This window comes from Roseibium suaedae (genome assembly GCF_900142725.1).
Taxonomy (GTDB): Bacteria; Pseudomonadota; Alphaproteobacteria; order Rhizobiales; family Stappiaceae; genus Roseibium; species Roseibium suaedae.
The window spans coordinates 533,280-547,634 of record NZ_FRBW01000003.1 but is presented as its reverse complement, the minus strand read 5'-3'; the positions used below and the strand labels follow the sequence as shown (position 1 = coordinate 547,634).

14 protein-coding genes are annotated in these 14,355 nt (G+C 61.0%); 8 read left to right on the top strand and 6 right to left on the bottom strand.

Annotated elements, in window-relative coordinates; all coding sequences use genetic code 11:
* Position 1: 1 nt before the first annotated feature.
* The 5 genes from BUA94_RS15880 (at position 2) to BUA94_RS15860 (ending at position 4,919) form a co-directional block, all read left to right on the top strand.
* A complete protein-coding gene (locus tag BUA94_RS15880) occupies positions 2-1,072 on the top strand; it encodes an ABC transporter ATP-binding protein (protein WP_073014282.1) in 1,071 nt (356 codons plus the stop codon).
* A 3-nt stretch (positions 1,073-1,075) separates the two neighbouring features.
* A complete protein-coding gene (locus BUA94_RS15875; protein WP_073014281.1) occupies positions 1,076-1,945 on the top strand; it encodes a carbohydrate ABC transporter permease in 870 nt (289 codons plus the stop codon).
* A gap of 10 nt (positions 1,946-1,955) precedes the next feature.
* Entirely contained in the window at positions 1,956-2,837 is an 882-nt protein-coding gene (locus tag BUA94_RS15870) for a carbohydrate ABC transporter permease (protein ID WP_084082064.1), read from the top strand.
* Position 2,838: 1 nt separating this feature from the next.
* Positions 2,839-3,123, top strand: coding sequence for a DUF2160 domain-containing protein (locus BUA94_RS15865; RefSeq protein WP_073014280.1), 285 nt, complete (start codon positions 2,839-2,841; stop codon positions 3,121-3,123).
* Positions 3,124-3,194: 71 nt separating this feature from the next.
* Positions 3,195-4,919 carry an ABC transporter substrate-binding protein gene (locus BUA94_RS15860; RefSeq protein ID WP_073014279.1) on the top strand — a complete coding sequence of 575 codons (1,725 nt, stop codon included), beginning with the start codon at positions 3,195-3,197 and terminating at the stop codon, positions 4,917-4,919.
* A 245-nt stretch (positions 4,920-5,164) separates the two neighbouring features.
* On the opposite strand, the gene BUA94_RS15855 is transcribed toward BUA94_RS15860, so the two are convergent.
* From BUA94_RS15855 to BUA94_RS15840, 4 genes are read right to left on the bottom strand one after another with little or no spacing between them, the layout of a single operon-like run.
* Positions 5,165-6,367 (bottom strand): M20 aminoacylase family protein, encoded by a 1,203-nt coding sequence (locus tag BUA94_RS15855; RefSeq protein ID WP_073014278.1) that lies wholly within the window; start codon positions 6,365-6,367, stop codon positions 5,165-5,167.
* 16 nt (positions 6,368-6,383) lie between these two features.
* Positions 6,384-6,902 (bottom strand): TRAP transporter small permease, encoded by a 519-nt coding sequence (locus BUA94_RS15850; RefSeq protein ID WP_073014277.1) that lies wholly within the window; start codon positions 6,900-6,902, stop codon positions 6,384-6,386.
* 23 nt (positions 6,903-6,925) lie between these two features.
* Positions 6,926-7,897 carry a TRAP transporter substrate-binding protein gene (locus BUA94_RS15845; protein WP_073014276.1) on the bottom strand — a complete coding sequence of 324 codons (972 nt, stop codon included), beginning with the start codon at positions 7,895-7,897 and terminating at the stop codon, positions 6,926-6,928.
* A 20-nt stretch (positions 7,898-7,917) separates the two neighbouring features.
* Positions 7,918-9,201 (bottom strand): TRAP transporter large permease, encoded by a 1,284-nt coding sequence (locus tag BUA94_RS15840; protein ID WP_073014275.1) that lies wholly within the window; start codon positions 9,199-9,201, stop codon positions 7,918-7,920.
* A gap of 235 nt (positions 9,202-9,436) precedes the next feature.
* On the opposite strand from BUA94_RS15840, the gene BUA94_RS15835 reads away from it, so the two are divergent.
* The gene (locus BUA94_RS15835) at positions 9,437-10,348 is read left to right on the top strand and encodes a LysR family transcriptional regulator (protein WP_073014274.1); all 912 of its coding nucleotides are present in this window, start codon (positions 9,437-9,439) and stop codon (positions 10,346-10,348) included.
* A gap of 7 nt (positions 10,349-10,355) precedes the next feature.
* Here the strand turns inward: BUA94_RS15835 and purN are convergent, their stop codons facing one another.
* On the bottom strand, positions 10,356-11,012 hold the full coding sequence (purN, locus tag BUA94_RS15830; protein ID WP_073014273.1) for a phosphoribosylglycinamide formyltransferase: 657 nt from the start codon (positions 11,010-11,012) through the stop codon (positions 10,356-10,358).
* Positions 11,009-12,091, bottom strand: a complete 1,083-nt coding sequence (gene purM / locus BUA94_RS15825; RefSeq protein WP_073014272.1) for a phosphoribosylformylglycinamidine cyclo-ligase — start codon at positions 12,089-12,091, stop codon at positions 11,009-11,011. Before purM ends, purN begins: the two co-directional genes overlap by 4 nt.
* Before the next feature lie 295 nt (positions 12,092-12,386).
* Here purM and BUA94_RS23845 point away from each other — a divergent pair, with 295 nt between their 5' ends.
* Both BUA94_RS23845 and BUA94_RS23840 read left to right on the top strand, forming a co-directional pair.
* A complete protein-coding gene (locus BUA94_RS23845) occupies positions 12,387-13,472 on the top strand; it encodes an AI-2E family transporter (protein ID WP_073014420.1) in 1,086 nt (361 codons plus the stop codon).
* A gap of 9 nt (positions 13,473-13,481) precedes the next feature.
* The gene (locus BUA94_RS23840) at positions 13,482-14,156 is read left to right on the top strand and encodes an HdaA/DnaA family protein (protein ID WP_073014271.1); all 675 of its coding nucleotides are present in this window, start codon (positions 13,482-13,484) and stop codon (positions 14,154-14,156) included.
* Positions 14,157-14,355: the final 199 nt, after the last annotated feature.

Here is a 14,355-nt window from a genome sequence, read left to right as displayed (position 1 = left end):
CATGGCGCAAATCACCTTCGACCGTATCCGGCACTCCTACTATCCGGACCCCCAGAAGCCGGAGGATTTCGCCCTGCGCGAGATCAACCACTCCTTCGAGGACGGCGGGGCCTATGCTCTGCTGGGGCCTTCAGGCTGTGGCAAGACCACGTTGCTGAACATCATTTCCGGTCTGCTGCAGCCATCTCACGGGCATCTGCGGTTTGACGATCAGGATGTGACCAATCTGTCCACCCAGGAGCGGAACATCGCGCAGGTGTTCCAGTTCCCGGTCGTCTACGACACGATGAGTGTCTACGAGAATCTTGCCTTTCCCTTGCGAAACAGGAATGTCCCGAAGCAGATCATCGACGCGAAGGTCAAGGAAACCCTGGAGATGATCGGATTGTCGGATGGTGCGCACCGCAAGGCGCGGCGTCTGACGGCAGACAAGAAGCAGAAGATCTCGCTGGGACGCGGGCTTGTCCGCTCGGACGTGAACGCCATCCTCTTCGATGAGCCGCTGACGGTGATCGACCCTCACATGAAGTGGGAGCTGCGGTCCCAGCTGAAGAAGCTCCACCGCCGTTTCGGTCATACGATGATCTACGTGACCCATGACCAGACCGAGGCCCTGACCTTCGCTGATCAGGTCGTCGTCATGTACGAGGGCCAGGTGGTGCAGATCGGAACGCCAGCTGAACTTTTCGAGCGGCCGATGCACACATTCGTCGGCTACTTCATCGGCTCTCCCGGCATGAACCTTCTGCCGGTGGACACAGACGGCCGCATGGCCCGTATCGGGGACCATTCGGTGGAGCTTCCGGGAGCCGCTCCCGACCTTGCCGGCCGGAAGACCGACCTCGGCATCCGTCCCGAATTCACGCGCATCAGCACCAGCGGACTGCCTGTCCAGATCCGCAAGGTGGAGGATGTCGGACGCCACAAGATCATCCGGGCCGTTCTCGACGGCCAGGAGATCGCAGCCTTCGCCGGGGAAGATGAAAGCCTGCCCGCCGATCCGCATGTGCAGTTCGACACCGCTGGGATGAACCTCTACGCCGATTCTTGGCGTGTGGAACTTGGAGCCTGATCCATGGACAAGACTTGGAACAACAAAGCCTGGTTCATGGTTTTGCCGATGTTGGTGCTGGTCGCCTTTTCGGCCGTGATCCCGCTCATGACCGTCGTGAACTATTCGGTTCAGGACACGTTCGGCAACAACCAGTTCTTCTGGGCTGGCACCGAATGGTTCGAGGAGGTTCTCCACTCGAGCCGCTTCTGGGAAGCGATGCTGCGCAACCTCCTGTTCTCGGCCATCGTTCTGGGGATCGAGATCCCGCTGGGCATCATTATCGCCCTGAACATGCCGAAGAAGGGGCTCGGCGTCCCGGTCTGCCTCGTGCTCATGTCCTTGCCGCTGCTCATTCCGTGGAATGTGGTCGGTACGATCTGGCAGCTCTTTGCCCGCACGGACGTCGGCCTGTTCGGTGTCGTGCTGACCTCTCTCGGGTTTGACTACAACTACGGCCGTGACACGCTGGATGCCTGGTTCACCATCGTCCTGATGGACGTCTGGCACTGGACCAGCCTGGTGGTGCTGCTCTGCTATGCCGGTCTGATGTCCATTCCGGACGCCTATTATCAGGCGGCCAAGATCGACGGCGCCTCGCGCTGGAGCGTGTTCCGCTTCATTCAGCTTCCCAAGCTGAACCGGGTGCTGCAGATCGCCATCCTGCTGCGGTTCATGGACAGTTTCATGATCTACACCGAGCCCTTTGTGGTGACCGGCGGCGGACCTGGCAGTGTCACGACCTTTCTGTCCATCGATCTGGTCAAGATGGCGGTCGGGCAGTTCGACCTCGGTCCGGCCTCGGCCATGTCCATCATCTACTTCCTGATTGTGCTTCTGGCGTCCTGGGTCTTCTACACGGTGACGACCCAGCCCGACGAAGACCGGCACTGAGGAGAACTCTATGTCCACTGACACGCAATCCACGCAGGCCTATCCGGTCGATGCTCTGGTCCGGGCCCATTCCGCGCACAAGCAGAGCCGCAGCTGGTCTTTCCGCTGGCTGGTACCGACGCTCTATGTGCTGTTCCTGATCATCCCGATCTACTGGCTGGTGAACCTGTCCTTCAAGACCACCAACGAGATCCTCAGCGGTCTGAGCCTCTGGCCGGCAGAGCCGACCCTGCGGAACTACATGGTGATCTTCACCGACCCGTCCTGGTACGAGACCTATTTCAACTCCATGATCTACGTGGTGATGAACACGGTCATCTGTATCGCGGTGGCGCTGCCGGCTGCCTATGCCTTCTCGCGTTACCGGTTCCTGGGCGACAAGCATCTGTTCTTCTGGCTCCTGACCAACCGCATGGCCCCGCCGGCCGTGTTCATCCTGCCGTTCTTCCAGCTCTATTCTGCGTTCGGCCTGATCGACACGCATATTGCGGTCGCAATCGCTCATTGCCTCTTCAACGTGCCGCTGGCGATCTGGATCCTGGAAGGCTTCATGTCGGGCGTGCCGAAGGAGATCGACGAGACGGCCTATATCGACGGCTATTCTTTCCCGCGCTTCTTCGGAAAGATCTTCATGCCTCTGATCGCCTCGGGCGTCGGGGTGACCGCCTTCTTCTGCTTCATGTTCTCCTGGGTCGAGCTTCTGATTGCCCGCACCCTGACGACGACGGATGCCAAGCCGATCGCGGCGGCCATGACCCGTACCTCTTCCGCAACCGGCTTCGACTATGGCGTTCTTGCTGCCGCCGGGGTCCTGACGATCATCCCGGGAGCTCTGGTCATCTGGTTTGTCCGCAATCACATCGCCAAGGGCTTTGCCCTGGGGAGAGTCTGACATGATCGATCTCAGCTGGATGGCCTGGACCTGGCAGACAGGCACCTTCTTTGCCGTCATTGCCCTGCTGCTCGCGGGCATGGGGCTCTGGGAATATCTCTCGCCCGGCGGCAATCCCCGCTTCGGCATCTTGCGCTTGAACACGACGCGGGGGGACAGGCTGTTCATCTCGCTGCTCGGCAGCGCATTCATCAATATCGCATGGCTTGGCCTGGTAGGACCAAGCCTGTGGTGGTCTCTCGCTCTCTCGGTGGTCTACGCCCTCGGCGTATTCCGCTTCGTGTAGCGGGTGGTGCCCCGGCGCTGGGAGGAGACCTTGAGCCGGGTTCGTGACGTGCAACGCAATGGGAGGAATACATGCGGAAGCACATTTTGATGACGGCCAGCTTGATTGCCCTGGCTGCCGGAACGGGCCAGGCGCTCGCCGGAATGGAAGAGGCAAAGCAGTTCCTGGATAGCGAGATCGGGGATATGTCCACGATCGACCGTGCCGCCCAGGAAAAGGAAATGCAGTGGTTCGTGGATGCGGCCAAGCCGTTCCAGGGCATGTCCATCCGGGTCGTCTCGGAAACCATCACGGCGCACGACTATGAGTCCAAGGTGCTCGCCCCCGCGTTCGAGCGGATCACCGGCATCAAGGTCACTCATGACCTGATCGGTGAAGGGGACGTCATCGAAAAGCTGCAGACACAGATGCAGTCCGGCGAGAACGTCTATGATGCCTATGTGAATGACTCCGATCTCATCGGCACTCACTGGCGCTATCAGCAGGCGCGGAACCTGACCAAGTGGATGGAAGGCGAGGGCAAGGACGTTACCAATCCGGACCTCGATCTGGCCGATTTCATCGGAACATCCTTCACCACTGCTCCGGATGGGGATCTCTATCAGCTGCCCGACCAGCAGTTCGCGAACCTTTACTGGTTCCGGTACGATTGGTTCAACGACGAGAAGAACAAGGCCGACTTCAAGGCAAAATATGGCTATGACCTGGGCGTTCCGGTCAACTGGTCTGCCTATGAGGACATTGCCGAGTTCTTCACCGGCCGGGAAATCGACGGCAAGAAGGTCTATGGCCATATGGACTATGGCAAGAAGGACCCGTCGCTCGGCTGGCGCTTCACGGACGCCTGGCTGTCCATGGCAGGCAACGGCGACAAGGGCATTCCCAACGGTCTGCCCGTCGATGAGTGGGGCCTCAAGGTGGACGAGAACTCCCGTCCGGTTGGCTCCTGCGTTGCCCGTGGCGGTGACACCAATGGTCCGGCAGCGGTCTATTCCATCGCCAAATACCTTGAATGGCTGAAGAACTATGCTCCGCCGCAGGCGCAGTCGATGACCTTCTCCGAAGCCGGCCCAATTCCGGCTCAGGGCGAAGTGGCTCAGCAGATCTTCTGGTACACCGTGTTCACTGCGGACATGGTCAAGCCGGGTCTGCCGGTCGTGAACGAGGATGGGTCGCCGAAGTGGCGCATGGCACCGTCCCCGCATGGCGTCTACTGGAAGGACGGCATGAAGCTTGGCTATCAGGACGTGGGATCCTGGACGATCCTGAAGTCCACGCCGGATGACCGTGCAAAGGCTGCCTGGCTCTATTCCCAGTTCGTCGTCTCCAAGACGGTCGATCTGAAGAAGAGCCATACGGCGATCAGCTTTATCCGCCAGTCCACGCTGGATGATGAGAGCTTCACCAAGCGGGCGCCGGAACTGGGCGGTCTCGTCGAGTTCTACCGCTCACCGGCCCGTCTCCAGTGGTCGCCGACCGGAACCAACGTTCCTGACTATCCGAAGCTCGCGCAGCTCTGGTGGCAGGCTGTCGGGGACGCGGCTGCAGGCACCAAGACCCCTCAGGAGGCGATGAACTCGCTTTGCGAGGAACAGGAAAAGGTGCTGTCGCGTCTGGAGCGCGCAGGCGTCCAGGGCGATCTCGGTCCGAAGCTGGCTGAAGAGCATGATCTTCAGTACTGGCACGACGACGCTGTGAAGAAGGGCAACCTTGCTCCGCAGCTGAAGATCGAGAACGAGAAGGAACAGCCGATCACCGTCAACTATGACGAGCTGGTCAAGAGCTGGGCCAAGTAAGACTGGCTCGGACCTCTTCCAAAATGAGCAAGCCCGCCATCCGGCGGGCTTGTGAGGGTGATGACAAAGGTAAACCCTCTCCACCGTCATCCTCGGCCTTGAGCCGAGGATCTAAACAAGTCAATGGCTTGCAGATGGTCGGGCTTGACCCGACCATGACGAACGGGAAGCAGGTACCCTTTGTCATCAGTCTAAGCCCGCCATCCGGCGGGCTTGTTTTTATTCGTGCAAATGTCCGGCCAGCCTCAGGCGGCTGCGGCTTCGCCGAGTTCCAGGTCCACGACATTCAGCCAGTAGGCGATGCCATAGGGAATGAGCGCGTCGTTGAAGTTGAACATCGGGGTATGGACCATGGCGGAGCCCGGGCCATCGCCATTGCCGATCATCACATAGGCGCCCGGAACCTTTTCCAGCATGAAGGAAAAGTCCTCGCTTCCGCCGAGCGGCGGAGCCTTCGGGTCGACCATGGTCTCTCCAAAGGCTGTGGAGGCGGCCTTGACGGCAATCTCCGTGTTTTCCGGCGTGTTGATCAGCGGCGGGTAGCGGCGGGTGTAGATTACCGTGGCTTCCACGTCCTGACCGGCAGCACAGCTCTTGGCCAGAAGCTCGATCTTGGCCTCCAGCGTGTCCCGGACCTCCGGGCGGTAGCTGCGGGCCGTGCCACGGATGGTCACTTCGGCCGGAATGATGTTCGGGCTGTTGTAATCGCCGCCACTGATGTGGCCGACGGAGACGACGGCCGCGTCATTGGACGGCACCTTGCGCGAGATCAGCGAACCGATGGAGGCGATGAACTGACCGGCCGCAATGGTCGGGTCTGTGCCCAGATGAGGCATGGCGCCATGTCCGCCGGTGCCCTTGAACCGCACTTCCCAGGTGTCGCCCGCTGCCATGAAGGAGCCCGGACGGGTGCTGGTAAAGCCGAGTGGCTCCTTGGGCGCATTGTGCACGCCATAGACTGCATCACAGGGGAACTGCTCGAACAGACCGTCCTGGATCATCACCCTTGCACCGCCGACGCCTTCTTCGGCCGGCTGGAAGATAAAGTGGATGGTGCCGGCGAAGTCCGGGTCCTTGGCGAGCTTCTCAGCCGCACCGAGCAGCATGGTGGTATGGCCATCGTGACCACAGGCATGCATCTTGCCCGGAACGGTGGAGGCATAGTCAAGCCCGGTCTTTTCCTCGATAAAGAGGGCGTCCATGTCTGCTCTGAGGCCGATCACGCGCTGTCCGGGACGTTTGCCCTTCAGCGTGCCGACAACGCCGGTCTTGCCGAGGCCGCGGTGGATCTCCATGCCGAGGTTCTGCAGGAACTCGGCCACGATGTTGCCGGTGCGCACTTCTTCGAAAGCGGTTTCCGGATGCCGGTGGATGTCCCGGCGGATTTCGGTCAGGCGGTCAAGGAACTCGGTGTCTTGCTGAAGGGAGGCGAGGTCTTGCTGGGTCATTGGATGCTTTGATCTTTTAATGCTTGTCGGCCTGGAAGGCGCTGGCCATGTGGGCAAGGCCGTGAAGGAAAATCGCGCCAATGAAGATCGGAACCGTGATCGCGATGAAGATCAGCGGCATGTCGATGGATTCAGCCATCGTGTTCAGGTTCCGCATCAGGAAGGAACGGGAGACGTTCTGACCAGGGCCGAAGAACGAGTACCAGAGGATCGGCGAGAGGAAGATGAAAACGCTCGCGCCGCGGAAGAAGGCGGTGATCACACGCAGGGCCGGGGACAGCTTTCTGGGCAGCTTCACCAGAACCGGATCGAAGCCGATCTTGTAGGAGACGCTGGCGCCCAGAAGACCGACCCAGACCATACAGTAGCGGGCAGCCTCTTCCGTCCAGGCGGGCGGAGCCGAAAATCCGTAGCGGGCGAGGACCTGCAGGACGATGGCTCCGACCATGAGACAGAGGAAGAAAATGGCGGTTCCCCGTAGAATTCTATCGACGGTGTCGCTTGCGGCCATCAGGGCTTTTGCGATGGATTTCATGATTTTATCCTACGGGGCTACGCTTAGTTTGAAGACGGCTTGATCAGGTCGATGGTTTCCTGGGGCACGGTCTGCGCCCAGACAGCCTTGGTGGCTTCGACGAACTTTTCACGCTCGCCTTCTTCCAGCGGAGTGATCTGGATGCCGCCGTCGATGATGACCTTTTCGAAATAGGCGGTCTGTTCCTTCGCCCATGCGCGGTTGGCAGCGATGCCATCGGCGGTTGCCTGGTCGACCCAGCCCTTTTCCTCATCGCTCAGGGACTGATACCAGTCGTCCGAGAACATCGTGACCTTCGGGACCGGACCAGCATCCATCGGGGTGAAGTATTTCAGCAGGTCGACCTGACCGGCTGCCACAACGGTGGACGGCGGGTTCAGGTGGCCAACGGCAACGCCGGTCTGCAGCGCGTTCGGCGTTTCGGCCCAGCTGACGACGGTCGGGCGGGCGCCCCAGGCTTCAAAGAACTTCAGCTGATCGCCGTTCTGGGCGCGCAGACGCATGTCCTTGACGTCTTCCAGCTTGGTGACCGGCTTTTCGTTGTTGAAGAGGCCGAGCGTGCCGCCGCGCATCGGGAAGCCAGCGATCCGCACACCATGGCTGGCGGCTTCCTCGTTGATCTTGGCCATGATGCCGGACTGGTCGACGTTCTTGTCGAAGTCGGCTTCATCGGACATCAGGAACAGCAGAAACAGGCCACGGGCGGTGTCGGACACTTTGAACAGGCTGCCGCCATTGCCGACGTTCACGGCAATCAGGCCCTGGGAGGTCTGGTCCAGACGATCGGATTCCTTGCCCATGGAATCGGCCGGGTGGATTTCCACTTCGACGCCATGCTTGGCCAGGCTTTCGGCAAAGCCGTTGATGAAGACGAATTCAGCGTCGTTCTTCAGGTCTTCATTGCCAGCAAAGGCGATGACAACGGGATCCATTGCGTAAGCAGAGCCGGTCAGGGCCATCAGGCTGACAGTCGCAGCCATAAGCATCTTTTTCATTCTTATCTCCTCGGTGAAGGTTAGCCCAGAAGGCCAAGGTAACGCGGCAGAGCCAGCGAGATTTCGGGGATGAAGATGAGCGCTCCGAGCAGGATCAGCTCAACGACAAGGAACGGAAGGGTTGCACGGACCAGGCGCCAGTAGCCGATGTCGACCACGGTCGTCAGGATCAGGAGCACGCCGCCGAGCGGAGGGGTCAGAAGGCCAACCGTCAGGTTGAAGCCGACGAGGATGCCCATGTGGACCGGGTCGACGCCCATGGCGATTGCCGGCGGGATCAGAAGCGGGCCGAGCAGGGCAACGGCTGCCTTCACGTCCATGATCATGCCGGCCAGAAGCAGGATGAGGTTCAGCACCAGCATGTATTCGATCGGGCCGAGGCCAAGACCGGCAATCAGGCTGGCAAGCTTCTGGGGCAGGTGCTCGAGAGACGTCAGATAGCCGAAGGTGGCGATGGCAACCAGCAGGATGAAGACCGCGCCGGACAGCACGACCGTGCGGGTGCAGGCCTCGTGGATGTCCTTGAAGGACAGGCGGCGGTAGATCGCGCCGACAAGAAGGGCGGCGATACAGGCAACACCCGCCGCTTCAGCCGGGGTCATCCAGCCGAACAGCACGCCGCTCAGGATGATGACCGGCAGGGAGAGCGCAGGCAGAGCGGTGAAGAGGGACTGGAAGAACGGCGGGATATCCGCCTTGTCGCCGCCGGGATGGTTCTCGCGGTGGGCAATCACGCCGTTGACGACCATCAGCACGGCAGCCAGCAGCAGACCCGGCACAACGCCAGCGGCGAAGAGCGCTACGACGGACGTGTTCAGCAATGCGCCGTAGAAGATCAGGATGATCGACGGCGGAATGATCGGCCCGATGATCGAGGAGGCCGCCGTGATGGCCGTGGCATATTCGCGGCTGTAACCCTGCTTTTCCATGGTCGGAACCAGCGTGTTGCCAAGCGCTGCGGCATCGGCTGTCGCCGAGCCGGAAATGCCGGCGAAGAACACGGAGGTCAGGATGTTCACATGGCCGAGGCCGCCCTTGAACCGGCCCATGATCGACATGGAAAACCGGATCAGGGCCTCGGTGACGCCGCCCCGGTTCATCAGTTCGCCGGTCAGGATGAAGAGCGGCATTGCCAGGAAGGCAAACAGGTCAAGCTGGCTCATGGCACGCTGGGGCAGGGCGGCGAGATACCGCGCCTTGTCCAGGGTGATGAACGCGAGAATCGACGCACCCCCGACAAAATATGCGATTGCCGCTCCCGAGAAGAGCGCAGCAAACAGAAACATGAACGGCAAAATGGGCATGTCGAACTCCTTTGGAGCCACTCAAAAGAAATTGCCCCTTTCGTGCAACGCAAGATATTTACGTGGTTCATTCGTTTGAGCTATGAGTGAAGCTGACTACAAAGACTAATTTTGTGACATGGCCTTGAAAATCGGCATGTGTGATTAAAAAACAGGCGCAGAAATGAGCGTTTTCAGGCGGCGTTTTTCTGGCAGAGCCGGGGGTGTGAAGGTGTTCAGCGAGGGAAGGGCTTGAATGGACAAGGTTAATCTTCACAGGCTGCAGGTTTTCCGGACCGTATTTGAAACACTCAGCGTGACGGAAGCTGCCCGGAAGCTGAAGCTCTCCCAGCCGACTGTCAGTCGCCATCTGGCTCTCTTTGAACGGGAACTGGAACTCGATCTCTTCGACAATGTGCGGGGCCGACTGGAGCCGACCTGGGAAGCGCACAGGCTTTACGATGACAGCAACGGTTTGTTCGAGCGGCTCCACTCTGTCAGCACGAGTGTGGAATCCATCCGGCGGGGGGCGGGCGAATCCCTCAAGATTGTCGCCTCGACCGCGCTGTGCATGTCCATTCTGCCTGCGGCGGTGGGGCGGCTCTATCATGAGATCCCTGACCTCGATATCCAGGTCGAAGGCGGCGGTTTGCGCTCGCAGGTGGAGGCCCTGCGCGATGGAACGGCCGATGTCGGGGTTGGCGGGTCTATGCCCAATTCGACCGAGTTGCGGCAGACCATGCTTGGGCGGCTTCCTCTGGTGGCCGTTGTTCCGAATGGTCACGCTCTGTCGCACAAGACGGTCTTTGATCTCAGGGATCTGGAGGCGCATGGCAGCGTCATGCACAATCCGAATGCGCCCATGGGCAGCTTGATTGCCGACAATCTCGAACAGCGCGGGATCAGCCTTCACCGGCCACTTTCGTCTTTCACCATTCCCTTTGCCATCGGCCTTGCCCGGCACACCCGTCTGATCACCGTCGTCGATTGGCTGACTGCATCGTTCTTTGCAGGCGATGACATGAAAATCATTCCCCTGTCCAAGCCGCTGCATGTGGACCTGGCCATGCTGGAGCTTGCCCGCAAGCCAGCGAGACGCAGCGCGATCCTGTTCCGCGATGCGCTTGCCGAAGCCTTCCGCAATGCGTCCAGGGCTTTTGTCTATTGAGAGTGGATCAGGGGGCCAGAAGGGTCTGGCTGGCCAGTTCCGGATCTTCCTTGCTCAGGACGACCTTGTGGCCGGAGACCGATGCAACGCCGCTGGCGACCAGGGCGAGGGCCTTCGGGTAGATCTGATGTTCAACCGTCAGAACCCGTGCGCCGAGTGCATCAGGCGTGTCGCTGTCCAGTACGGGCACGGCGCCCTGCATGATGATCGGGCCGTCGTCCATCTCGGCTGAGACGAAGTGAACGGTCGCGCCATGAAGGCGCACGCCGGTTTCCAGAGCCCGCTCGTGGGTGTGCAGGCCCTTGAAAGACGGCAGCAGGGCGGGATGGATGTTGATCATCCGGTTCTGCCAGGCATTGACCAGGAACGGCGTCAGAAGCCGCATGAACCCGGCAAGAGCAATCAGCTCGATCCCGTGCGACCGCAACAGGGCATCCATGTCCCGCTCGAAAGCGTCCCGGTTGCCCTTGTAGTTCCGGTGGTCCAGCACAGCGGTCGCAATGCCGAATTCGGCGGCGCGCTCAAGACCGCCCGCGCCCGGATTGTTCGAGACAACGAGCGCGATTTCCGCAGGATAGGACGGGTCGAGAGCAGCCGAGATCAGGGACAGCATGTTGCTGCCCCGGCCGGAGATCAGGACCGCGACCTTCTTGCGCTGGCTCATGCGGTCAGGCCCAGAGAGCCGTCGAAGACCACGCGGGCATCGCCCGCCTTCGTCATCGTGCCGATGCGGAAGACGGTTTCGCCTTCAGCGGTCAGGATGTCTGCGACCTTGTCGGCTTCGTCAGCCGCAACGACAACAACCATGCCGACGCCGCAGTTGAAGGTGCGCAGCATTTCCTTTTCGGCAACGCCGCCGGCCTGAGCCAGCCACTTGAACACGGCCGGAGCCTTGATCGTGTCGAGGTCGATGCTGGCAGAACAGTCGTCTGGCAGCACGCGCGGCAGGTTCTCCGGCAGGCCGCCGCCGGTGATGTGTGCCAGCGCCTTGATGCCGGAGGTTGCCTTGATGGCTGCGAGAAGCGGCTTCACATAGATGCGGGTCGGCGTCATCAGCGCTTCGCCAAGGCTCTTGCCCGGCTCGAAAGGAGCGTCTGCCTCGAAGGACAGGCCGGACAGTTCGACGATCTTGCGGACCAGCGAATAGCCGTTGGAGTGAACGCCCGAGGAGGAGAGGCCGAGAAGGACGTCGCCTTCGCCGATGTCCGGGCGCGGCAGAAGCTCGCCACGCTCCACAGCGCCAACGGAGAAGCCGCCGAGGTCATAGTCTTCCTTGGCATACATGCCCGGCATTTCGGCGGTTTCGCCGCCGATCAGGGCGCAGCCTGCAAGCTTGCAGCCATCGGCGATACCGGCAACCACGTCGGTGGCCGTGTCAACGTCGAGCGCGCCGCAGGCGAAATAATCGAGGAAGAACAGCGGCTCAGCACCCTGAACGACCAGATCGTTGACGCACATGGCCACGAGGTCGATACCGACGGTGCGGTGCTGCCGTGTGTCGATGGCGATCTTCAGCTTTGTGCCGACGCCGTCATTGGCGGCAACAAGGATCGGATCCTTGAAACCTGCGCCCTTGAGGTCGAACAATCCGCCAAAACCGCCGATGTCGCTGTCTGCGCCCGGACGGCGGGTTGCCTTGACCAGCGGCTTGATCCGTTGGACCAGCTCGTTGCCGGCGTCAATGTCGACACCTGCCGCTGCGTAGGTCAGACCATTTTGTCCCGAGGGCGTGGATTGGCTCATGGCGGCTCTCCGGTTGCCGTGCATCTGTCTGTGTGCCCGCGCATACAGGTTGGCGCTTCGGAAAACAAGGGGGAGGCGGATCCCGGGACGGTTTGGACACGTGTTTGAAGCAAGGATCGCATGCTTTCCCGCAAAACAGGTCCTGAGCATGCGAAACAGGGGAGAGCGGGGGCAAATGCGGGAACCTTGAGCGGAGTGGCGCTGGCGGGCTTGACCTTGCCCCCGGGGCCTCCCTAAGTGCAGGGACGTGAGCGAATGCCTGCTTGAGACCTTGAAACGGAGCGAGATCCCCGCCATGACCCTTCGCCGCCAGCTGCAATTCTGGGCCCTGTCCCTGATTGCATTCATTGCGTTTCTGATGGTCTTCTCGCAGGTGCTGCTGCCCTTCGTGGCGGGTATGGCGGTCGCCTATCTGCTGGATCCCGTCTGTGACCGGCTTGAGAAGCTTGGCATGAACCGGCTCTGGGCCACCTTGACGATCCTGCTGGTGTTCGTGGCGCTGCTGGTGCTCTTCTTCATTCTGGTACTGCCGGTGCTCGGAAACCAGCTCGCAGGTTTCCTGCAGAAGCTGCCGGAACTGGTCAACAAGCTGCAGGGGCTCGTCTCCAGCAACATTGGCGAGCGGCTGACCCACATGACCGGCTTCAAGGTGGATGATCTTCAATCCTCCATGGGGGACATCATCAAGCAGGGCGCGTCCTGGATCGGCGAGCTGCTGAAATCCGTCTGGAGCGGCGGTCAGGCCCTGCTTTCGGTCCTGTCTCTCTTTGTCATCACTCCGGTTGTTGCCTTCTATCTGCTGCTCGACTGGGACAACATGGTTGCCCGGATCGACAGCTGGCTGCCCCGGCCGCATGTGGATGAAATCCGGGGACTTGCCCGCGAAATGGACGGCGCGGTCGCAGGCTTCGTGCGCGGTCAGGTGTCGGTCTGTGTCCTGCTCGGTCTGTTCTATGCCATCGGTCTAGCGCTGACGGGGCTGAACTTCGGGCTGCTGATCGGCATTGGTGCGGGCCTGATCAGCTTTATTCCCTTTGTCGGGGCCAGCCTCGGGTTTATCGTGTCCATGGGCGTGGCGCTGGTGCAGTTCTGGCCCGACTGGACGATGATTGCGGCTGTCGGTCTGGTCTTTGCGGTCGGCCAGTTCCTGGAAGGCAATGTCTTCCAGCCGAAGCTGGTGGGCGAAAGCACGGGCCTGCATCCGGTCGTGCTCATGTTTGCCCTGTTTGCCTTTGGATATCTCTTTGGATTTGTGGGGATGTTGATCGCCGTGCCGGCCGCCGCCATGATTGGTGTGCTTGCACGCTTTGCCTTGAGGCAGTACCTAGCGAGCCCATTGTACACCGGAACCGGCCGCATCAGTGCGGCCTCTGAGGAATAGGCGCGTATCATGGCGGAGACACCACGCCAGTTGCCTCTGGATCTGCCCCACGAGCAGGCTCTGGGCCGGGAGGATTATCTCGTCGGCAGCTCCAACCGTGCGGCCTTCGAACTTCTCGAGCGCTGGCCGGACTGGCCGTCGCCTGTGATCATGCTGGCCGGGCCTGTCGGCTCGGGCAAGACCCATCTAGTTGAAGCCTGGCGGCAGGAAACGGACGCTGCGATCATCGCTGCGAGGGATCTGGGCGAAGGCGATGTCGAAGGTCTGGTTGCCGCCGGTGCCGTGGCCGTGGAAGATGCCCACAAGGGTGTCAACGAGACGGCATTGTTCCATCTTCTCAATGCGGCGCGGCAGGCAGATGTGCGCGTTCTGATCACCAGCCGGACCTGGCCGGTGTCCTGGAACATCCGCCTTCCGGACCTGATGTCGCGCCTGCGGGCAGCGACGCCCGTGGAAATCGAAGAGCCGGATGATGACCTTCTGCGCCAGGTGCTGGTGAAGCTCTTCGCCGACCGGCAGCTCTCCGTCGAGCCCTCCGTCGTGGACTATCTCGTGGTCCGCATGGAGCGATCACTTGGGGTCGCCTGCGATGTGGTGGACCGTCTCGACAAGGAGGCTCTTGCGGGACGGGTCAAGATCACTCGCCCGCTGGCCGGACGGGTATTGGAAACAGTGCATAACTGACAGGGTGCGCAATCAGGTTGCTGGCCGGTTCTGGGCCTTGGGGCTATCGCGCGCTATGTAAAAGCCAGAGTACGAGCGGATCAGGGCCGCCTTTTACTGAGGAGACCGGGGTGAACGAGAACGTCGATCTGTCCCAGCCTGTTGAGACCTCCAGCGGGACATCCGCAGCTCTCGCGCCGGATGTCCTTCCCAGCGCGGA

Bases quoted from the DNA above. Each gene is read 5' to 3' on its own strand.
- BUA94_RS15880 (WP_073014282.1), top strand. From the start codon at position 2: ATGGCGCAAATCACCTTCGACCGTATCCGGCACTCCTACTATCCGGAC.
- BUA94_RS15875 (WP_073014281.1), top strand. From the start codon at position 1,076: ATGGACAAGACTTGGAACAACAAAGCCTGGTTCATGGTTTTGCCGATG.
- BUA94_RS15870 (WP_084082064.1), top strand. From the start codon at position 1,956: ATGTCCACTGACACGCAATCCACGCAGGCCTATCCGGTCGATGCTCTG.
- BUA94_RS15865 (WP_073014280.1), top strand. From the start codon at position 2,839: ATGATCGATCTCAGCTGGATGGCCTGGACCTGGCAGACAGGCACCTTC.
- BUA94_RS15860 (WP_073014279.1), top strand. From the start codon at position 3,195: ATGCGGAAGCACATTTTGATGACGGCCAGCTTGATTGCCCTGGCTGCC.
- BUA94_RS15855 (WP_073014278.1), bottom strand. From the start codon at position 6,367: ATGACCCAGCAAGACCTCGCCTCCCTTCAGCAAGACACCGAGTTCCTT.
- BUA94_RS15850 (WP_073014277.1), bottom strand. From the start codon at position 6,902: ATGAAATCCATCGCAAAAGCCCTGATGGCCGCAAGCGACACCGTCGAT.
- BUA94_RS15845 (WP_073014276.1), bottom strand. From the start codon at position 7,897: ATGAAAAAGATGCTTATGGCTGCGACTGTCAGCCTGATGGCCCTGACC.
- BUA94_RS15840 (WP_073014275.1), bottom strand. From the start codon at position 9,201: ATGCCCATTTTGCCGTTCATGTTTCTGTTTGCTGCGCTCTTCTCGGGA.
- BUA94_RS15835 (WP_073014274.1), top strand. From the start codon at position 9,437: ATGGACAAGGTTAATCTTCACAGGCTGCAGGTTTTCCGGACCGTATTT.
- purN (WP_073014273.1), bottom strand. From the start codon at position 11,012: ATGAGCCAGCGCAAGAAGGTCGCGGTCCTGATCTCCGGCCGGGGCAGC.
- purM (WP_073014272.1), bottom strand. From the start codon at position 12,091: ATGAGCCAATCCACGCCCTCGGGACAAAATGGTCTGACCTACGCAGCG.
- BUA94_RS23845 (WP_073014420.1), top strand. From the start codon at position 12,387: ATGACCCTTCGCCGCCAGCTGCAATTCTGGGCCCTGTCCCTGATTGCA.
- BUA94_RS23840 (WP_073014271.1), top strand. From the start codon at position 13,482: ATGGCGGAGACACCACGCCAGTTGCCTCTGGATCTGCCCCACGAGCAG.